This window comes from Pseudomonas azerbaijanoccidentalis (assembly GCF_019145495.1).
GTDB classification, from domain to species: domain Bacteria; phylum Pseudomonadota; class Gammaproteobacteria; order Pseudomonadales; family Pseudomonadaceae; genus Aquipseudomonas; species Aquipseudomonas azerbaijanoccidentalis.
Genome location: NZ_JAHSTU010000006.1, coordinates 98,152 through 116,846, shown reverse-complemented (window position 1 = coordinate 116,846; position 18,695 = coordinate 98,152). Strand labels below are relative to the sequence as shown.

Genomic DNA, 18,695 nt, shown 5'->3' with positions numbered 1-18,695 from the left:
GGATGGGTTTTACACCTATCACCCTGACGCCCGATCAACCACCCACAAAGGCCTGCACACGCTGTGTGCGAGGCCTTTGTGGGTGGCGCAACAATCACCTCAGAACAGGAAATAACGCTGGGCCATCGGCAGGGTTTCCGCCGGTTCACACCAGAGTAAAACGCCGTCGGCCTTGACCTGATAGGTCTGCGGGTCGACGTCGATGTTCGGCAGGTAATCGTTGTGGATCAGGTCGGTTTTCTGCACGTCGCGGCAGCCTTTGACCACCGCGATTTTCTTCTTCAAACCCAGGGTTTCGGGCAATCCGGCCTCCTGCGCCGCCTGACTGATAAAGGTCATGCTGGTGGCGTGCAACGAACCACCAAAGCTTGCAAACATCGGGCGGTAGTGCACCGGTTGCGGGGTTGGAATCGAAGCGTTGGCGTCGCCCATCAGGCTGGCGGCGATGGCGCCACCCTTGAGGATCAGCGTCGGTTTCACGCCGAAAAATGCCGGACGCCACAGCACCAGATCGGCCCATTTACCCACTTCGATCGAGCCCACTTCATGGCTGATGCCATGGGTGATCGCCGGGTTGATGGTGTACTTGGCGATGTAGCGTTTGGCGCGGAAGTTGTCGTTGCCTTCACCGTCCAGTGGCAACGGACCGCGCTGTTTTTTCATTTTGTCGGCAGTCTGCCAAGTGCGCGTGATCACCTCGCCGACGCGGCCCATGGCCTGGCTGTCGGAGCTGATCATCGAAAACGCGCCGAGGTCGTGGAGGATGTCTTCAGCGGCAATCGTCTCGCGGCGAATGCGGCTTTCGGCGAAGGCCACGTCTTCTGCAATGCTTGGGTCCAGGTGATGGCAGACCATCAGCATGTCGAGGTGTTCATCAATGGTGTTGCGGGTGAACGGCCGGGTCGGGTTGGTCGAACTCGGCAGCACGTTGGCAAAGCCGCAGGCCTTGATGATGTCTGGCGCGTGACCACCACCGGCGCCTTCAGTGTGATAGGTATGGATGGTGCGGCCCTTGAAGGCGGCCAGGGTGGTTTCGACGAAACCGGACTCGTTGAGCGTGTCGGTATGTATCGCCACCTGCACGTCGTATTGATCGGCGACGGTCAGGCAATTGTCGATGCTCGCCGGAGTGGTGCCCCAGTCTTCGTGAAGCTTGAGGCCGATGGCGCCGGCCTTGACCTGTTCGATCAATGGCTCTGGCAGGCTGGCGTTGCCCTTGCCGGTGAGGCCAATGTTCATCGGGAACGCGTCGGCGGCCTGGAGCATGCGCGCCAGGTGCCACGGCCCGGAGGTGCAGGTGGTGGCGTTGGTGCCGGTGGCCGGTCCGGTGCCGCCGCCGATCATGGTGGTGACGCCGCTCATCAACGCCTCTTCGATTTGCTGCGGGCAAATGAAGTGGATGTGCGTATCGATGCCGCCAGCGGTGAGGATCATGCCTTCACCGGCAATGACTTCGGTGCTGGCGCCAATGGCGATGTTGACGTTGGGCTGGATGTCCGGGTTACCGGCCTTGCCGATGGCGGCGATGCGCCCGTCCTTGAGTCCAACGTCGGCCTTGACGATGCCCCAGTGGTCGATGATCAGCGCGTTGGTGATCAGCGTGTCGACCACTTCGGCGGCAAGTAACTGGCTCTGGCCCTGGCCGTCACGGATGACTTTACCCCCGCCGAACTTCACTTCTTCGCCGTAGGTGGTGAAGTCCTTTTCCACTTCGATCCACAGCTCGGTGTCGGCCAGGCGCACCTTGTCGCCGACGGTGGGGCCGAACATGTCGGCGTAGGCTTGTCTTGAGATTTTCATGCGCATGCCTTGAGATTCAATTGATTTGGAGACCGCTCGCATTACTCGCTATCGCAGCCTCGCTGCGCTCGGCAGCTCCTACGGGTGTTCACACAGCATTCGCGCGCCCGGTCCCTGTAGGAGCTGTCGAGCGAAGCGAGGCTGCGATCTTTTGGGAACGCTGCAGTTGTCAGTCGAGATCACCCATGATCCGCCCGGCAAATCCGAACACCCGGCGATGGCCGGCCAAGTCCACCAACTCCACCTCGCGGCTCTGCCCCGGCTCGAAGCGTACGGCGGTGCCGGCGGGGATGTTCAGCCGCATGCCGCGGCTGGCGGCGCGGTCGAAGTTCAGGGCGTCATTGGTTTCGAAAAAGTGGTAATGCGAGCCCACCTGGATCGGCCGGTCACCGCTGTTGGCCACCGTCAGGCTGATCGTGCGGCGGCCGACGTTGAGTTCGATGTCGCCGGGCTGGATCTGGTATTCGCCGGGAATCATCAATGGGCTCCTTGCAGAACTTTGTAATAAAGGGCGGTCGGCTTGTAGCGGCCGCTCGGGTCGCAGGCGTAGTCGGGGATTTCACCGGCGCGGGTGTAGCCCAGGGCTTTGTAGAAATCTTCGGCGGGCGAACCGGCCTCCGTGTCGAGGAAGAGCATGCCGCGCTTGTGTTGCAGCGCGGCCTGTTCGAGTGCTGTCATCAACTGTTGGCCCAGACCGCGACGGCGTGCGTGTTCGCGCACCAGCAGTTTCTGCACTTCGGCGCGGTTCAATCCGTTGGCCTTGCGGCACAGGCCCAGTTGCACACTGGCTTGCACCTGTTCGTCCTTGACCACCACCCACAGCAGCACATTGCCCTTGTTCAGATTGTCCTGAACCTCATCGAAATAGGCGTGCGCCTGCGTGGCATCGAGGTCGGCCATGAAGCCGACACTGGCACCATACCCGACGGCGTCGAGCAGCAGGTCAACCAGACCCTGACGATAGTGCGCAAAACTTTCAGCATTGACGCGTCGCAGTTGGGCGGGGTTCATCGCGGTCACTCCTTATTGGCGGCCGGTGGTTGTGCGCCAGGATTGAGGGTCAGTTGCATGAAGGTCAGGTCCAGCCAGCGACCGAACTTGGTGCCCACCTGTGGCATCTGCCCGGTGGTCACGAAACCGATGCGCTCATGCAGGCGGATGGAAGCGGTGTTACCGCTTTCGATGGCGGCTACCATGACGTGTTTCCCGCAGCCTTTGGCGCGTTCGATCAACACGTCCATCAGTTTTGGCCCCAGGCCATTGCCGCGTTGATCGCTGCGCACGTAGACCGAATGCTCGACGGTGTGACGGAAACCGTCGAACGGACGCCAGTCGCCAAACGAGGCATAACCCAGCACGGTGTTGTCTTCGTCGACGATCACCAGAATCGGATAAGCCTGGGATTGCCGGGCGCTGAACCAGGCCTGGCGATTGCCGAGGTCCACGGCCTGCTCGTTCCAGATCGCCGTGGTGTTGAGCACGGCGTCGTTGTAGATGTCGCGGATCGCCGGCAGGTCGGCATGCACCGCATCGCGGATGTGGTAAGTCATGGCGCGGCCTCAGGCGATCGGTTGGTGGACGGTGACCAGTTTGGTGCCGTCGGGGAACGTCGCTTCGACCTGGATCTCCGGGATCATTTCCGGGATGCCGTCCATCACTTGTTCGCGGCTGAGCAGGGTGGTGCCGAAGTGCATCAGTTCGGCCACGGTCTGACCATCACGGGCGCCTTCGAGCAGCGCGGCGGAAATGTAGGCCATGGCCTCCGGGTAATTGAGTTTCACACCGCGAGCCAAACGCCGCTCGGCGACGAGGCCGGCGGTGAAGATCAGCAGCTTGTCTTTTTCACGTGGGGTCAGGTCCATCGTTGGAATCCATTTTTGGCAGAATGAAAATCTTGCGTGTGCTCAGGTGTTCCATATTCTTGGCGGTACGGCCTCACGCCCCAGCAGGGCGGGGCGCAGCAACTTCCACAGTTCGATCAGCCACGCCCGCGCCAACAGCGCTTCACTGGCCAGGCACCGAGCCACCAAAAGCCCAGGCAATTGCGTCAGGTCCCCGCGCACAGGGTTGGACAACGAGCGGCACTGTTCCAGCAAGTCGCTATCGATTTCGCCCGTCACCAGCAAGGTGGCAAGCACCGGTTGCCCGTCGAGCCCGATCGGCGAATCAAGCAGGCCGTCATTTCCGACAATGCGCTGGCGTTCGTGCCAGAGCAACTGACCATCGCGGCGGATGTCCAGTTGTGCCTGAAAATGACCGAGGTCGAAGCGCTCGCCACTGGCAGGGCGCCCCAACGCGACCACGTCCCAGTAGAACAAACGGGCATCGCCTTCAAGGTCAATTGAGGTGCTGAGTTCAGCCTGCGCCGCACTGAAAATGATCGTTTCCTGGGGCAGCCACTCCAGTGAGGCACCCGCCGCCACGCGCAAGTCCAGCCGCTGATAAGCGGGACCGGCCGCGCGGTACCACTTCGCCGCACCGGGGCTGGTGATCTGCGCCCAGGCACCGCTGCCGACGCTGGCTGAAATATCCAGTCGATCACCGCCGGCAATCCCGCCCGGCGGGTGGACGATAATGTGCTGGCAGACTTGCGGCCCTTCGGCATACAGGTGTTTCTGTACCCGCAGCGGGCCTTGGTGTCGGCGCAGAACCGGGCGTGTGCTGTCGCCGAATCGGGCGTAGCCCAGCGCCAGTTCGGCGTGCCAACTGGGTGTGAATAAAGCGCCGGATGCGGGAAGGGTCATAGTCAGTGCTTGCTGTGAGGACATCACGAGGGTTGCAAAGGCTGTGCCGCCAGATATCGCAGCAGGAGGGGGAAACTGTTGGGTTGATCGCACCAATAGGGGGCGACTTGCGAAATGCGACGCAACAAATTGGTGCTTGGTGTCGCTTCAACGCCATATATATGTACCGCCATCCATGCGTTCAAGGCATCCAGTATTCAAGCGTGCGCTACCGCATTCGGCGGGGCGACTGAATACTTAGGAGTTTCTTGATGACTAACCACACGGATCGTGACAACGCACGCAAGCTGCTTGAAGAACTTGCAAACATACCACTGGAACAACCGCCTTCTACCGCCTCGGCGGCACCGGTGTTACCACCTTTGAGCCAACCCTTCAGCTCGGCGGATGATGCCGCGTTATGGGTGCACCAACATGAACGCGAGGGTGACAGAGAATACGGTGCGCTCGTGTTGCTATGCCCTGACGGGAAATATGTCGCCACAACACCCATCGAAGGTGAGGCGACTTCATTTGATCTGGAACGGTTGCTGGCATACAACCGCGAGACCCGGACGATCAGTCACCCGCAAGGGTACCGTTGCGTAGGCCGCTATCACAGCCATCCGGAGTATGCAGAGCAGACTGCCCGCGCTCACCCCCGCTACAGCGCAGAACAGGTCAAGTTGCATCTGGCGCTGCCTTCAACAGGCGATCTGGATATCGCTTTCAAGCATGTCGACGTCTTCAAAAACAATTACATTTCAAGCGACGACGGTTCACTGGTGGGCTACTCCATCAAACCACAATACGCATCCGGCTACGCTGGATTCGGATTGGGCTCCACGCCCGAAAGTAAAATCAGGAGGATCGTGACCATTGGCCAGTTGCGTGTGCTTGATTCAGGCACAGTCTGGGGGGGATTTACCGGCCCGATCACGGCTGATTGGGTCCTCCCCGGTTCTGCTGGGCAGTAAACGACTCAGATTGTAACCAGCCCGCGTACGCCTTCAGCCTCCATGTTCACGCCGCGGCCCTGCTGCACGATTTCGCCCCGGGACATCACCAGGTATTGGTCGGCCAGTTCGGCGGCGAAATCGTAGAACTGCTCGACCAACAGGATGGCCATGTCGCCCCGGGCCGCGAGTTTTTTGATCACGGCACCGATCTCCTTGATCACCGAGGGCTGAATGCCTTCGGTGGGTTCGTCGAGGATCAACAGGCGAGGGCGGCTGGCCAGTGCGCGGCCGATGGCCAGTTGTTGTTGCTGACCACCAGACAGGTCGCCGCCACGACGCTGCTTCATTTGCAGCAACACCGGAAACAACTCGTAAATGAACGCCGGCACTTCCTTGGCTTCGCTGCCCGGGAAGCGCGACAGGCCCATCAGCAGGTTTTCCTCGACGGTGAGGCGGCCGAAAATTTCCCGACCCTGCGGCACGTAGGCGATGCCAGCGTGCACGCGTTGGTGCGGCTTGAAGGCCGTGATCGGTTTGCCCTCCCAATTGACCGCACCTTCCTTGGCCGGCAACAGGCCCATCAGGCACTTGAGCAGGGTGGTCTTGCCCACGCCGTTGCGTCCGAGCAGGCAAGTGACTTCGCCGACCTTCACGTCAAACGTCAGGCCGCGCAGGATGTGGCTTCCACCGTAGTACTGATGCAGTTTTTCGACTTGCAGCATTCTCGAATACTCCTCAAATCCCCTGTAGGAGCCGCCGAAGGCTGCGATCTTTTGATCTTGATCTTCAAAATCAAAAGATCGCAGCCTCGTTTCACTCGTCAGCTCCTACCTGGGATGAAACTTCAGCGACCGAGGTAGACCTCGATCACCCGCTCATTATCCTGCACCTGCTCCAGCGATCCTTCGGCGAGCACGCTGCCCTGGTGCAACACGGTGACGTGGTCGGCAATCGAGCCAACGAAGCCCATGTCGTGTTCCACCACCATCAGCGAATGTTTGCCGGCCAGGCTTTTGAACAGCTCGGCGGTGAATTCGGTTTCGGCGTCGGTCATGCCCGCCACCGGCTCGTCGAGCAGCAGCAGTTGCGGGTCCTGCATCAGCAACATGCCGATTTCCAGAAACTGCTTTTGTCCGTGGGACAGCAAACCGGCCGGACGGTTGACCGAGGCGGTCAGGCGGATGGTGTCCAGCACTTCGGCGATACGATCCTTTTGCTCGCCATTGAGCCGTGCACGCAGACTGGCCCACACCGACTTGTCGGTTTTCTGCGCCAGCTCCAGGTTCTCGAACACGCTCAAGGCTTCGAACACCGTCGGCTTCTGGAACTTGCGACCGATGCCGGCCTGGGCAATCTGCACTTCGCTCATCTGTGTCAGGTCCAGGGTTTCGCCGAACCAGGCCTTGCCGTGACTGGGCCGGGTCTTGCCGGTTATCACGTCCATCAGCGTGGTTTTGCCGGCGCCGTTGGGGCCGATGATGCAACGCAATTCACCGACGCCGATGTACAGGTTCAGATTGTTCAGGGCACGGAAACCGTCGAAGCTGACGCTGATGTCTTCCAGGGTCAGGATCGTGCCGTGGCGGGTGTTGAGGCCTTTGCCGGCACGTTGCCCGAGACCGAGGGCGTCGCGGCTGGTGCCGGCGTCACGGTTGGGTTCCAGTGGCGGAAAGAACGCCGGTTCGAGCATGAATTCAGCCGTCGCAGTGGTTCTCATTGTTCACCTCTTTTCTTCAGCAAACCGATCACGCCTTTTGGCAGGTACAACGTCACGACGATGAACAGCGCGCCGAGGAAAAACAGCCAGTACTCGGGGAATGCCACGGTGAACCAGCTCTTCATGCCGTTGACCACACCAGCGCCGAGCAATGGCCCGATCAAGGTCCCGCGACCGCCGAGGGCGACCCACACCGCCGCTTCAATCGAGTTGGTCGGCGACATTTCACTCGGGTTGATGATGCCGACCTGCGGCACGTACAACGCACCGGCGAGGCCGCACAACACCGCGCTCAATACCCACACGAACAACTTGAAACCACGCGGATCGTAGCCACAGAACATCAAGCGGTTTTCCGCATCGCGTAGCGCCGTCAGTACCCGTCCGAACTTGCTTTGCGCCAGGCGCCAGCCAATGAACAGGCTCGCCACCAGCAACAGCACCGTGGCCAGAAACAGCACCGCGCGGGTGCCCGGCTCGGTGATGCCAAAGCCCAGAATCGTGCGGAAGTTGGTGAAGCCGTTGTTGCCGCCAAACCCGGTTTCGTTGCGGAAAAACAGCAGCATGCCGGCGAAGGTCAGGGCCTGGGTCATGATCGAGAAATACACGCCCTTGATCCGCGAACGGAAGGCGAAGAAACCGAACACCAACGCCAGCAACCCAGGCGCCAATACCACCAGACACAAGGTCCAGAGAAAGCTGCTGGTGCCGGTCCAGAACCATGGCAGTTCGGTCCACGACAGGAACGTCATGAACGCCGGCAAGCCGTCGCCCGAAGCCTGGCGCATCAGGTACATGCCCATCGCATAACCGCCAAGGGCGAAGAACAGGCCGTGGCCGAGGGAGAGCAAACCGGCGTAGCCCCAGACCAGGTCCAGTGCGAGGGCGACGATGGCGTAGCAAAGAATCTTGCCTACCAGCGTCAGTGTGTAAGCGGACACATGCAGCGTGCTGTCCGCCGGTAGCAACGACAGCAGCGGCAACGCCAACAACAGAACGAGGATCACTGCGCCAACAGCCATCGAGACTTTGGGGCCGGCCTTTTGGGTTGCGGTAACGAGCAGGGGCTGGTTCATCAGTCGATCACCCTTCCTTTGAGTGCGAAGAGGCCTTGCGGACGTTTCTGGATGAACAGAATGATCAGCGCGAGGATGAGGATCTTGCCGAGCACGGCACCGATTTGCGGTTCGAGAATTTTGTTGGCGATGCCGAGACCGAACGCGGCGAACACGCTACCGGCCAGTTGCCCGACACCGCCGAGCACCACCACCAGGAACGAATCGATGATGTAGCTCTGGCCCAAGTCAGGGCCGACGTTGCCGATCTGGCTAAGGGCGACGCCACCGAGGCCGGCAATGCCCGAGCCGAGGCCGAAGGCGAGCATGTCCACACGGCCGGTGGGCACGCCGCAGCAGGCGGCCATGTTGCGATTCTGGGTGACGGCGCGCACGTTCAGGCCCAGGCGCGTTTTGTTCAGCAGCAACCAGGTCAGCACCACCACAAACAGGGCGAAGGCAATGATCACGATGCGGTTGTACGGCAGCACCAGATTCGGCAACACCTGAATCCCGCCCGACAACCATGCAGGGTTGGCCACTTCAACGTTCTGCGCGCCGAACACCAGGCGCACCAGTTGAATCAGCATCAGGCTGATGCCCCAAGTGGCGAGCAGGGTTTCCAGCGGGCGACCGTAGAGATGGCGAATCACCGTACGCTCCAGCGCCATGCCGATGGCCGCGGTCACGAAAAACGCCACCGGCAACGCAATCAACGGATAGAACTCGATGGCATGCGGTGCGTAGCGCTGGAACATCAACTGCACGACATAGGTCGAGTAGGCGCCGAGCATCAGCATCTCGCCGTGGGCCATGTTGATCACGCCGAGCAGGCCGAAGGTAATCGCCAGCCCCAATGCCGCGAGCAGCAAAATCGAGCCCAAAGACATGCCACTGAAGGCCTGCCCCAAGAGCTCGCCGACCAGCAGTTTGCGTTTGACTTGAGCCAGGCTGGTTTCGGCTGCCGTGCGTACACTGGCATCGGCTTCAACGCCTGGATCGAGCAAGCCTTCGAGGCGGGTGCGGGCCAGCGGATCACCGGTTTCGCCGAGCAAACGCACAGCGGCCAGCCGCACAGCCGGGTCGGCATCCACCAGTTGCAGGTTGGCCAGCGCGAGGCTGAGGGCGGCGTGAACGCTTTCGTCTTGCTCGCCAGCGAGCTGTTGGTCGAGGAATTTCAGCTGCGCCGGTTTGGCGCTTTTTTGCAGTTGCTGCGCGGCGGCCAGACGGAGTTTGGCGTCGGCGGCGAGCAATTGATGGCTGGCCAGGGCGGTGTCGATCAGCCCCCGCAAGCGGTTGTTCAGGCGCAAGGTTTTTGGCTGGCCGTCGACGGTCAACTGGCCTTGTTGCAGGGCGTTGATCAGTTCGACACGGGCCGGATCGGGCTGCGCGGCCCAGGCTTCGAGCAACTTGGCTTGCTGCACGGGATTGGCGGCGACGAAGTCTTCGGCGTCGCCGGCGTGAGTGGCCATTGGCAGTAAGAGTGCGATAGCCAGAAAAAGTCGGTAAAGGGCAGTGGGCATAGAGAGTCGCCTTGACGCGGACAATGTGGGAGCTGGCTTGCCAGCGATGGCATCACCTCGGTGCATCAGGTACATCGAGTCGTCTGCATCGCTGGCAAGCCAGCTCCCACAGGGATTTTTGTCGGACTCGAAAAGTGTCTTCAAGTCCGACATCCAGTGGCTTTAGTTGCTCTTCATCGCATAGTCCGGTTTTTTGTCGTTACCCGGAATGAACGGGCTCCACGGCTGGGCGCGGATCGGCCCTTCGGTCTGCCACACAACGTTGAACTGACCGTCGGCCTGGATCTCGCCGATCATCACCGGCTTGTGCAGGTGGTGGTTGGTCTTGTCCATGGTCAGGGTGTAGCCCGACGGTGCGGCAAAGGTCTGGCCGCCGAGGGCTTCGCGGACTTTGTCGACGTCAGTGGACTTGGCTTTTTCAGCGGCCTGCGCCCACATGTGGATGCCGACGTACGTGGCTTCCATTGGGTCGTTGGTTACAGCTTTGTCAGCGCCCGGCAGGTTGTGTTTCTTGGCATAGGCTTTCCAGTCGGCGACGAATTTCTTGTTCGCCGGGTTCTCCACGGACTCAAAGTAGTTCCACGCCGCGAGGTTACCCACCAGCGGCTTGGTGTCGATGCCGCGCAGTTCTTCTTCGCCTACCGAGAACGCCACGACTGGAACGTCGGTGGCCTTCAGGCCCTGGTTGGCCAGTTCTTTGTAGAACGGCACGTTGGAGTCGCCGTTGACGGTGGAGATAACCGCGGTCTTGCCACCGGCCGAGAACTTCTTGATGTTGGCCACGATGGTTTGGTAGTCGCTGTGACCGAACGGGGTGTAGACCTCTTCGATATCCTTGTCGGCAACGCCTTTGGAATGCAGGAACGAGCGCAGGATTTTGTTGGTGGTGCGCGGGTAGACGTAGTCGGTGCCGAGCAGGAAGTAGCGCTTGGCGCTGCCGCCTTCTTCGCTCATCAGGTATTCAACGGCAGGGATCGCTTGCTGGTTCGGCGCTGCGCCGGTGTAGAACACGTTTGGCGACATTTCTTCGCCTTCGTACTGCACCGGGTAGAACAGCAGGCCATTGAGTTCTTCGAACACCGGCAGTACCGATTTACGCGACACGGACGTCCAGCAACCGAACACCACAGCGACCTTGTCCTGGGTCAGCAATTGACGACCCTTTTCGGCGAACAGCGGCCAGTTCGATGCCGGGTCGACGACCACCGGTTCGAGCATCTTGCCGTTCACGCCGCCCTTGGCGTTGATCTCGTCGATGGTCATCAGCGCCATGTCTTTGAGCGATGTTTCGGAGATCGCCATGGTGCCGGACAACGAATGCAGAATACCCACCTTGATGGTCTCAGCGGCCTGGACGGTCCAGGTCATGCCCATCGCGGCAATCGATGCCGAGAGTGTGAAAGCCTTGATCAAACTGCGACGCTTCATTGTGCGATCTCCATGAACTTATGAATTTTCTTGGTGGCAGATGCGGACTACTGAAGCAGTGTTTTGCAAGGGCTGTGCCCGGTCGGGCAAAGGCAGTTAAATGTCGTTTTAGAGCGGTTGCACAGTTTGACGGCGCACCATGGAGGGACGGCTTGCGTGCACTGGTGCGCTGCAATGCGCCAGATTGGCGCACTGATTCCTGTAGGAGCTGTCGAGTGAAACGAGGCTGCGATCTTTTGATCTTGATCTTGATCTTCAGCGGTAAAAAAGATCGCAGCCTCGTTTCGCTCGACAGCTCCTACAGGTGTGGAGGAAGGAGATCGGTCAGCGGCGGCGCATCAGGCCGATGAAGAACAGGCCGCCAATGGCCGCGGTAGCCACGCCGATGGGCAGGTCTTCGGGGGCGATCAGCGTCCGGGCGGCGACGTCGACCCACACCAGAAAAACACTGCCGAGCAATACGCACACCGGCAGCAATCGTCGGTGCTCTGCCCCAACCAGACGCCGCGCAATGTGCGGCACCATCAGCCCGACGAAACCGATCGAGCCGCTGATCGACACCAGCACCCCGGTCATCAATGAGGCAATCAAAAACACCCGCAAGCGCACGGTGCGGGCATTCAATCCCAGGGTCACTGCCGTTTGTTCGCCAGCCATCAGCGCGTTCAACGGGCGCGCCATGCCCAGCAGCAAAATTAAACCGAGCAACACACTGGCGGCAGGCACCGCGAGCAGCTCCCAACGCGCCAGCCCAAGCCCACCAAGCATCCAGAACATCACCGCCGAACTGGCGCGATGGTCGCCCATGAACAGCAGCAAGTTGGCAATCGCCATCATCACGAACGACACCGCCACGCCGCACAGCAATAGCCGATCACTGTCCAGGCGACCGTGGCGGCTGGCGATCATCAGCACCACCAGCATGCTCAGCAATGCACCGATGAAGGCTGCGATGGGCAAGGTCAGCAGCCCGACGATTTCACCGACGTGCAGCATCACGATCACCGCGCCGAGCGTTGCACCAGACGTGACGCCGAGCAAATGCGGATCGGCCAGCGGGTTGCGCGTCACCGCCTGCAACACCGCGCCGATCAATGCCAGTCCTGCGCCGACCAGCGCCCCGAGCAACATGCGCGGCACGCGGATCAGCCAGACGATATGTTGCTGCCCGGCGCTCCAGTCCGGCACACCGAAACCCAACAGCTTGTGCAACAGAATCCGCCACACCACGTCCACCGGCACCCGCGCCGGGCCGAAGCCCAGCGACACCACGCACGAAACCAGCAATAGTGCGCCGAGGGCAATCAGCAACAGGGCGTAGCGACGATTGATCATGCGCCGTGGAAACCCTTGGCCAGTGTTTCGACAGCCAGCACGTTATCGATCCCCGGCGTGGCCTGCACATAGGGGATGACAATGAAGCGCTGGTGCTTGATCGCGTCCACCGATTGCAGCGCCTTGTTGCGGCGCAGAAATTCGATCTTCTGTTCAGCGGTGACTTCGCCATAGTCGACAATCACGATCACCTGCGGGTTTCGCTCCACCACGTTCTCCCAGTTGACCCGGGTCCAGCTCGCGTCGACGTCGTCGAGAATGTTGCGCCCGCCCGCAGCATCGATCAGCGCTTGCGGCATGCCCAAACGGCCGGACGTCATCGCCCGGTCCTCGCCGCTGTCGTACAGGAACACCCGAGGTTTTTCGGCAGGCAGGCCTTTGCGAATCTCGGCCACTTGCATCTGCATGTTTGCGATGACTGCGTTGGCGCGATCCTGCACGTCGAAGATTCTTCCGAGGTTGCGCAGGTCGTTGTAAGTGTCTTCGAGGCTGGCTGGCGGTCGCTTCATCACAAAGGCGCAAGACTCGGTCAACTCGTAAACATTGATGCCCAGCGGTTGCAGTGTTTGTGGCGTGAGGTCGCCACCCACGCGCATGCCGTAATCCCAACCGGCGAAGAAGAAGTCGACGTTGGCATTGAGCAGGGTTTCCACTGTCGGGTATTTGGCCGCCAGCTCCGGCAAACCATCGAGGATGCTCTGCATGTCGGGCGTCACCGCTTTCCAGCCACTGACACCGCTGTAGCCGGCCATCTGCGGCTTCAGGCCGAGGGCGAGCATCATCTGGGTCATGTTGATGTCGTGGCTGACCGCGTGTTTTGGCGCCTGCTGGAAGGTCACTTCACGGTTGCAGCTGTGGATCGTCAGCGGGTAGTGCGTGGCCTCGGCAAATGCCTGGGCGCTGCCCAACAACAGAATGAGGGAGAGACTGAAACGCAGCAGATTCATGGTTGGGTTATCCAGGTAATTCTCGGGTAGCCGTGCAAGGGGTGTTCATCGATCAGCGCTTCGACGCCGAAGACGTCGCGCAGCAACGACGCATTGAGGACTTCTTTGGGAGTGCCGCTTGCCACGATGCGGCCGTGATTGATCACGTACAGCCGATCACAGAATGCGGCGGCCAGATTCAGGTCATGGATGCTCGCGAGGGTACCGATCTTCAAGCGCTTGACCAGTTGCAACAACTCCAGTTGATAGCGCGGGTCGAGGTGATTGGTCGGCTCGTCCAGGATCAGCAGTTGCGGTTGCTGGGCCAGCGCGCGGGCCAGTATCACCCGCTGTTTTTCGCCACCGGACAGGGTGGCGAAGGCATGGTCGTCGAAGCCCTTGAGGCCAACGGATTGCAACGCTTGGTCAATCAGTCGGGTGTCTTCGAGGGTATCGCCGTCGAACAGGCCTTTATGCGGTGTGCGGCCCATGGCGACCACTTCTTCGACCGTCAGGCCGAAGGCATCGGGAAACTCCTGTAGCACCACGGCGATACGTTGCGCACACCAGCGTGAGGTTTGCTGCCAGACGTTTTGGTGGTCGAGCCGGACGTCGCCGCTTTCCGGTTTACTGAAGCGCCAGGCACAACGCAACAGGCTGGTCTTGCCGCTGCCGTTGGGGCCGATCAACCCGACAAACTCCCTGGCGGCCACATGCAACGAGGCATCACGCAGCTGGAACTGGTGATGACAATGGCCGTGACCGAGGGGTGTCCAGGCGAGGTTTGTGAGGTTCAGCGAGGTCATGCAGTGGCTCTTGAGGTGATGCTGATGGCCCCATCGCTGGCAAGCCAGCTCCCACAGGTTTTGCGCAAGGCTTGTGGGAGCGAGCTTGCTCGCGATGGGGCTGGGGTGACATGCGCGGAGATTCTACAGAGATCTCTAAACCGCGCATCTCGGCTGTTTCAAGATGAAGGTGTAGCCGACTCAGCTTGCCGGGTGAAGCGCGACAGCACCAGTCGATCGAGCAGCCAGACCACCACCAGCGAAGCGCCCACCAGCGGGAATGCCACGGCCAATGCGAACATGATAACCATTGCGGTTTTCCATTTTGGCAGGTCATGGCGCAGCGGCGGCACGCCAAACTTTCCTTGCGGGCGACGCTTCCACCAGATCACCACGCCACTGACGGCGCTGAGCAGGATCATCAGGCAAATCAGCAACACGATGATCTGATTGAGCACACCAAACATCTTGCCTTCGTGCAGCATCACGCCGATTTCGGTAGCGCGGGCGACGGTGCCGTACTGCTCGTAGCGCACATCGGCGAGAACCTTTCCGGTGTACTGATCGACGTGCAGCGTGGCGTCGTTGCGCGGGTCATCGGCGAACACGGCAATGGTGAACACGCCAGTGGCGGTGGTTGGCAACGTGATGCTGTAACCCGGTTCGACCTTGCGCTGGGTGGCGATGTTTTGCACGTCTTGCAGGCTGATGGTCGGCGCGGCCGGGCCGGCTTGTGCGCCACCGTGGGCCATGTGTTCGGCGTGATCACCGGACATTGGCATCGGCGTGTTTTCCATCGCCCAAGGCACGGTCTGGCGGGTGGCGCTGTTGAGGCTGCGCGCTTCGACGTCGGACTTCGGTACGTCATTCCACATCGCGGCCGGAAAGACGTTCCACACCGCCGCATACTGCTGGCCCCAGAAACCGGTCCAGGTCATGCCGCTGAGCAGCATCACCAACAACAGGGACGCGCCCCAGAACCCGGTGACGGCGTGCAAGTCGCGCCACAAAATACGCCCGCGGCTGCTCAGGCGTGGCCACAAAATGCCCGCTGCCTGACCGCGTGGCCACCACAGGAACACCCCTGAGACCACCAGCACCACGCCCCAACCGGCGGCGAGTTCCACCAGCCGATCGCCCACGGTGCCGATCATCAGCTCGCCGTGGATCGCCCGGGCAATGGCTTGCAGGTTTTTCTTGGCATCTTGTTCGCCAAGGATGTCGCCGTGGTACGGGTCGACGAACACATTGAGCTCGGTGCCGCTATTGATCACGACAAACTGTGCGCTGCGCTCGGCGTTGACCGGTGGCAGGTACTGTTTGATCGTGGCTTGTGGATACGCCGCTTTCACCCGGTTGAGCAGGTCATCGGCCGGTACCGTGTGATGCCCCGCCGGGACATTGAGCAGGCTGCTGTACATCAGCGAGTCGAGCTGCGGCTTGAACAGGTAAATAGTGCCGGTCAGAGCCAGCATCACCATGAATGGCGCAACGAATAATCCGGCATAGAAATGCCAGCGCCAGGCCAGGTTGTAGAAATTCACTTTGGGCTGTTTCATCACGTGTGCTCCGCATTGGCGAATCAATTGTTTTTTCAAAGATCGCAGCCTCGTTTCACTCGACAGCGCCTACAGTATTTACGCGCTCGGATGTTGGAGCTGCCGTAGGCTGCGATCTTTTGTTTTTTTGTTAGAAACTCATGTCCACCTTGGTCCAGAGCGTGCGTCCCGGTTCCTTGATGGCTTGCGGGTCATTGGCCGGGTAGCCGAAACCGGCGTTGCCGGCCAGGTTCAAGTGTTCGGCATAAGCCTTGCCGAACAGGTTGTCGACGCCGCTGCTGACCTTCCAGTGCTTGTTGATCCGATAGGCGCCGTTGAGGGAGAACACGCCGAACCCGGGCGTCTTGTCGAAGTCCTTGCCAACCACGTTGCCCTTGTTCTGGTCGATACGGTTTTGCGCGGCGACCACTCTCCACAGTGCGCCAGCGCTCCAGTTGTCTTCGCTGTAGGTGAGGCCGAAACGTGCATCCAGCGGCGGCATTTGCGGCAAGGCACTACCATCGCTGCTGTTCTTGCCCCAGGCATAGGCCAGGGTCGCGTCGGCTTTCCAGTTTTGGGTGAAGTTGTAGGCGGCGCCCAGTTCGCCACCCATGATGCGTGCGTCGATGTTCTCGGCTTGCGAGGTCATGCCCATCATGCCGGGCGAGTAGTTGAACAGGATGTAATCGCGTACCTGGCCGACGTAACCCGAGGCCCAGGCTTCGAGATCTTCGGTCTTGTATTGCAGGCCGAAATCGAGCTGGGTGGTTTTTTCCGGCTTGATCGAATCGAAGGCATTCACCGATCCGACGGGACCTGCGTTCGGCGAAAACAGCTCCCAATAATCCGGGAATCGCTGGGTGTGCCCAAGGCCGGCATAGAGCGTGGTCGGGCTGTCGGCCAGGTCATGCTCGTAGCGCATGAACCCACTGGGCAGTGTGTCGGCGCGGGTGTCATCGGCGGTCGGGTTCGGGCGAGTCATCATGCCCGAGCCGGTGGTCTGCCGAAAATCCTTGGCCGAAGCGCGGTCCAGACGCGCACCGCTGATCAACCGGTCACGCTCGGCGGCGTACCAGGTCAGTTCGCCGAACACCCCGTAGTTATGGAAGTCGGCATCCTTGGTGTACGGCAGGTCTTTGTAGGTGTCGACACCCATGGCGCTGCGCTGGCGGTGTTCGTTGGTTTGCGCGTCGATGCCGCTGATCAGCTGCACGTCCGCCCAGCGCCAGGTGCCCTTGATTCGCGCACCGAGGGTGCGGCGGTCGACGTTGGAGGCCATCGGGCCCGCCATCATCCCGGTGCCGGATGGCGTGCGCAGCGTGTAGTTGTCCATCACGTGGTCGGCGTAGTTGTAATAGACCTGCGCCTCAAGTTTTTCCAGCACATCGCTGATGTTGGACTTCTCGAAACGCAGGCCCAGGCTTTCGCGTTTGAATTGCGAACCGTCCATGCCGCGACCGGCGTAACGGGCTTCGCCGTCACCCTTGCCAGCGGTCAGCTCCAACAAGGTATCGGCGTCCGGGGTCCAGCCGAGTGCAACATCACCGTTCCATTTGTCATAGCGCGAGGCAACGGTGTCGTTGTTGCCGTCTTTGTAATCGTCCGCCTGGGCGGTGTTGCCGATGACACGCACATAGCCCAGTGGCCCACCGGCCGCTGCGTCGACCACTTTGTCGAAACGACCGTTGGAGCCGGCCAGTACGCTGGCATTCACTCGCGTACCGAGTTCGCCGAAGCTTTCCGGTTCGCGATCGAAAAGTATCGTGCCCGCCGACGCGCCGGGTCCCCAGAGCACGGTTTGCGGGCCTTTAATGACGGTCAGCTTGTCGTAGGTTTCCGGGGAAATGTACGAGGTCGGCGCATCCATCCGCCCGGGGCAGGCGCCGAGCATCATGCCGCCGTTGGTAAGGATGTTCAGGCGCGAGCCGAACATGCCGCGCAACACCGGATCGCCGTTGGTGCCGCCATTGCGCACCTGGGCGAAGCCGGGGATGGTTTTCAGATAGTCCGAGCCGTCGCTGGCCGGTACCGGTTGGCGTGGGTCTTTCGGGTTGGTGACGATCGTCAGCGGTGAACTCGGAGCAATGGCTGTGATGACCGTCGGGCTCAGTTCCTCACTGTGGCCAGCGTGTTCATCGGCCAGCGCGGAGGGCGCCAGCAACGCACTGCACAAAATCGCAGTGGCGTGCCTGAAACGAATGCTGGATTCGTTCTGGGTAAAAATGGCTTGGGCAGGGCTCAAGCCTGTGTCAGCAGAAAACCTGGACATGACAATTTCCATCGAACAGTCGTAAACGACACGGCGGACAACCTGCGTAATCCCTGTGGGAGCGAGCCTGCTCGCGATGAAGGAGGATCAGCCAACATCAATGTGTATGACTCGACGCCATCGCGAGCAGGCTCGCTCCCACAAGTTGCTTTGGTTGCCTTACGGACCGTGTGAAATCAGCAGTGTGTGTTTACGCGGCGATGGGCGGGGCGCGGGTGCGGGCGCCGGGGAAGAAGCTTTGCCGGGCATGGCCCAGGCGCGGGGAGGGTATCGTGAAGGTGTTGACGGGGGGGATGTTGAATGCGACGAACGAGCCGCAACCGGTCAGGGCCGGGCAATTGAACAGCAGGCTGCAATAGCCGCATTTTTCCCAGATCGCATGGTGCCCGGCCGCGGGTGGACAATGTTCGGCTGTCGGTTGTGTCGCGTGGTCGGCGTGCTCCATCGCCGACATGTCCATGCTCATGTCCATCGACATGTTCATTGACATCGGGGCGTTCTGATCCATCGGCATCGACTGAGAAATCAGTGGACCGATAAAGATCATCAGCATGGCGAACAGGCTGATCCAGCTGCCGCGCGTCAGGCTCAATGACTGACGACGGTGTACGGATGACCTGGCGCTGAGCGGGCGCAT

Annotated in this window: 18 protein-coding genes; 1 reads left to right on the top strand and 17 read right to left on the bottom strand. The window is 60.7% G+C overall.

The window, feature by feature from the left end; translation table 11 throughout:
• Positions 1-99: 99 nt before the first annotated feature.
• The 6 genes from ureC to KVG88_RS20080 all read right to left on the bottom strand — a co-directional run bounded on the left by ureC (position 100) and on the right by KVG88_RS20080 (position 4,544).
• Positions 100-1,800, bottom strand: a complete 1,701-nt coding sequence (gene ureC, locus KVG88_RS20105) for an urease subunit alpha (protein ID WP_217872559.1) — start codon at positions 1,798-1,800, stop codon at positions 100-102.
• Between the two features lie 169 nt (positions 1,801-1,969).
• The gene (locus KVG88_RS20100) at positions 1,970-2,278 is read right to left on the bottom strand and encodes an urease subunit beta (RefSeq protein WP_150704138.1); all 309 of its coding nucleotides are present in this window, start codon (positions 2,276-2,278) and stop codon (positions 1,970-1,972) included.
• Positions 2,278-2,811 carry a GNAT family N-acetyltransferase gene (locus KVG88_RS20095; protein ID WP_150704137.1) on the bottom strand — a complete coding sequence of 178 codons (534 nt, stop codon included), beginning with the start codon at positions 2,809-2,811 and terminating at the stop codon, positions 2,278-2,280. The genes KVG88_RS20100 and KVG88_RS20095 overlap by 1 nt, the downstream gene beginning before the upstream one ends.
• 5 nt (positions 2,812-2,816) lie before the next feature.
• Positions 2,817-3,350, bottom strand: coding sequence for a GNAT family N-acetyltransferase (locus tag KVG88_RS20090; protein ID WP_150704136.1), 534 nt, complete (start codon positions 3,348-3,350; stop codon positions 2,817-2,819).
• A gap of 9 nt (positions 3,351-3,359) precedes the next feature.
• Entirely contained in the window at positions 3,360-3,662 is a 303-nt protein-coding gene (ureA, locus tag KVG88_RS20085; RefSeq protein WP_034149685.1) for an urease subunit gamma, read from the bottom strand.
• 42 nt (positions 3,663-3,704) lie between these two features.
• Positions 3,705-4,544 (bottom strand): urease accessory protein UreD, encoded by an 840-nt coding sequence (locus tag KVG88_RS20080; RefSeq protein ID WP_217872558.1) that lies wholly within the window; start codon positions 4,542-4,544, stop codon positions 3,705-3,707.
• Between the two features lie 251 nt (positions 4,545-4,795).
• On the opposite strand from KVG88_RS20080, the gene KVG88_RS20075 reads away from it, so the two are divergent.
• Entirely contained in the window at positions 4,796-5,500 is a 705-nt protein-coding gene (locus tag KVG88_RS20075) for a DUF4329 domain-containing protein (protein ID WP_217872557.1), read from the top strand.
• Positions 5,501-5,505: 5 nt separating this feature from the next.
• Here the strand turns inward: KVG88_RS20075 and urtE are convergent, their stop codons facing one another.
• From urtE to KVG88_RS20020, 11 genes are all read right to left on the bottom strand, one after another.
• Positions 5,506-6,204: an urea ABC transporter ATP-binding subunit UrtE gene (gene urtE / locus KVG88_RS20070; protein WP_150704133.1), complete on the bottom strand. Its 699-nt coding sequence runs from the start codon at positions 6,202-6,204 to the stop codon at positions 5,506-5,508.
• Between the two features lie 122 nt (positions 6,205-6,326).
• Entirely contained in the window at positions 6,327-7,199 is an 873-nt protein-coding gene (gene urtD / locus KVG88_RS20065) for an urea ABC transporter ATP-binding protein UrtD (protein WP_150704132.1), read from the bottom strand.
• The gene (urtC, locus tag KVG88_RS20060; protein ID WP_150704131.1) at positions 7,196-8,275 is read right to left on the bottom strand and encodes an urea ABC transporter permease subunit UrtC; all 1,080 of its coding nucleotides are present in this window, start codon (positions 8,273-8,275) and stop codon (positions 7,196-7,198) included. Before urtC ends, urtD begins: the two co-directional genes overlap by 4 nt.
• Positions 8,275-9,777, bottom strand: a complete 1,503-nt coding sequence (urtB, locus tag KVG88_RS20055; RefSeq protein WP_217872556.1) for an urea ABC transporter permease subunit UrtB — start codon at positions 9,775-9,777, stop codon at positions 8,275-8,277. Before urtB ends, urtC begins: the two co-directional genes overlap by 1 nt.
• A gap of 162 nt (positions 9,778-9,939) precedes the next feature.
• Positions 9,940-11,205, bottom strand: coding sequence for an urea ABC transporter substrate-binding protein (gene urtA / locus KVG88_RS20050; protein ID WP_057712186.1), 1,266 nt, complete (start codon positions 11,203-11,205; stop codon positions 9,940-9,942).
• Positions 11,206-11,529: 324 nt separating this feature from the next.
• Positions 11,530-12,540, bottom strand: coding sequence for a FecCD family ABC transporter permease (locus KVG88_RS20045; RefSeq protein WP_217872555.1), 1,011 nt, complete (start codon positions 12,538-12,540; stop codon positions 11,530-11,532).
• Complete coding sequence (locus KVG88_RS20040; protein WP_217872554.1) at positions 12,537-13,487, bottom strand: ABC transporter substrate-binding protein; 951 nt, start codon at positions 13,485-13,487, stop codon at positions 12,537-12,539. The genes KVG88_RS20045 and KVG88_RS20040 overlap by 4 nt, the downstream gene beginning before the upstream one ends.
• Entirely contained in the window at positions 13,484-14,272 is a 789-nt protein-coding gene (locus KVG88_RS20035) for an ABC transporter ATP-binding protein (protein ID WP_217872553.1), read from the bottom strand. Before KVG88_RS20035 ends, KVG88_RS20040 begins: the two co-directional genes overlap by 4 nt.
• 158 nt (positions 14,273-14,430) lie before the next feature.
• Complete coding sequence (locus KVG88_RS20030) at positions 14,431-15,810, bottom strand: PepSY-associated TM helix domain-containing protein (RefSeq protein WP_217872552.1); 1,380 nt, start codon at positions 15,808-15,810, stop codon at positions 14,431-14,433.
• Between the two features lie 130 nt (positions 15,811-15,940).
• Positions 15,941-18,058, bottom strand: coding sequence for a TonB-dependent copper receptor (locus KVG88_RS20025; protein ID WP_217872551.1), 2,118 nt, complete (start codon positions 18,056-18,058; stop codon positions 15,941-15,943).
• Positions 18,059-18,248: 190 nt separating this feature from the next.
• Positions 18,249-18,695: a DUF2946 domain-containing protein gene (locus KVG88_RS20020; RefSeq protein WP_217872550.1), complete on the bottom strand. Its 447-nt coding sequence runs from the start codon at positions 18,693-18,695 to the stop codon at positions 18,249-18,251.

Excerpts from the sequence above, each read along its gene's own strand:
- ureC (WP_217872559.1), bottom strand. The coding sequence starts at position 1,800 with ATGAAAATCTCAAGACAAGCCTACGCCGACATGTTCGGCCCCACCGTC.
- KVG88_RS20100 (WP_150704138.1), bottom strand. The coding sequence starts at position 2,278 with ATGATTCCCGGCGAATACCAGATCCAGCCCGGCGACATCGAACTCAAC.
- KVG88_RS20095 (WP_150704137.1), bottom strand. The coding sequence starts at position 2,811 with ATGAACCCCGCCCAACTGCGACGCGTCAATGCTGAAAGTTTTGCGCAC.
- KVG88_RS20090 (WP_150704136.1), bottom strand. The coding sequence starts at position 3,350 with ATGACTTACCACATCCGCGATGCGGTGCATGCCGACCTGCCGGCGATC.
- ureA (WP_034149685.1), bottom strand. The coding sequence starts at position 3,662 with ATGGACCTGACCCCACGTGAAAAAGACAAGCTGCTGATCTTCACCGCC.
- KVG88_RS20080 (WP_217872558.1), bottom strand. The coding sequence starts at position 4,544 with ATGACCCTTCCCGCATCCGGCGCTTTATTCACACCCAGTTGGCACGCC.
- KVG88_RS20075 (WP_217872557.1), top strand. The coding sequence starts at position 4,796 with ATGACTAACCACACGGATCGTGACAACGCACGCAAGCTGCTTGAAGAA.
- urtE (WP_150704133.1), bottom strand. The coding sequence starts at position 6,204 with ATGCTGCAAGTCGAAAAACTGCATCAGTACTACGGTGGAAGCCACATC.
- urtD (WP_150704132.1), bottom strand. The coding sequence starts at position 7,199 with ATGAGAACCACTGCGACGGCTGAATTCATGCTCGAACCGGCGTTCTTT.
- urtC (WP_150704131.1), bottom strand. The coding sequence starts at position 8,275 with ATGAACCAGCCCCTGCTCGTTACCGCAACCCAAAAGGCCGGCCCCAAA.
- urtB (WP_217872556.1), bottom strand. The coding sequence starts at position 9,777 with ATGCCCACTGCCCTTTACCGACTTTTTCTGGCTATCGCACTCTTACTG.
- urtA (WP_057712186.1), bottom strand. The coding sequence starts at position 11,205 with ATGAAGCGTCGCAGTTTGATCAAGGCTTTCACACTCTCGGCATCGATT.
- KVG88_RS20045 (WP_217872555.1), bottom strand. The coding sequence starts at position 12,540 with ATGATCAATCGTCGCTACGCCCTGTTGCTGATTGCCCTCGGCGCACTA.
- KVG88_RS20040 (WP_217872554.1), bottom strand. The coding sequence starts at position 13,487 with ATGAATCTGCTGCGTTTCAGTCTCTCCCTCATTCTGTTGTTGGGCAGC.
- KVG88_RS20035 (WP_217872553.1), bottom strand. The coding sequence starts at position 14,272 with ATGACCTCGCTGAACCTCACAAACCTCGCCTGGACACCCCTCGGTCAC.
- KVG88_RS20030 (WP_217872552.1), bottom strand. The coding sequence starts at position 15,810 with ATGAAACAGCCCAAAGTGAATTTCTACAACCTGGCCTGGCGCTGGCAT.
- KVG88_RS20025 (WP_217872551.1), bottom strand. The coding sequence starts at position 18,058 with ATGTCCAGGTTTTCTGCTGACACAGGCTTGAGCCCTGCCCAAGCCATT.
- KVG88_RS20020 (WP_217872550.1), bottom strand. The coding sequence starts at position 18,695 with ATGCGCCCGCTCAGCGCCAGGTCATCCGTACACCGTCGTCAGTCATTG.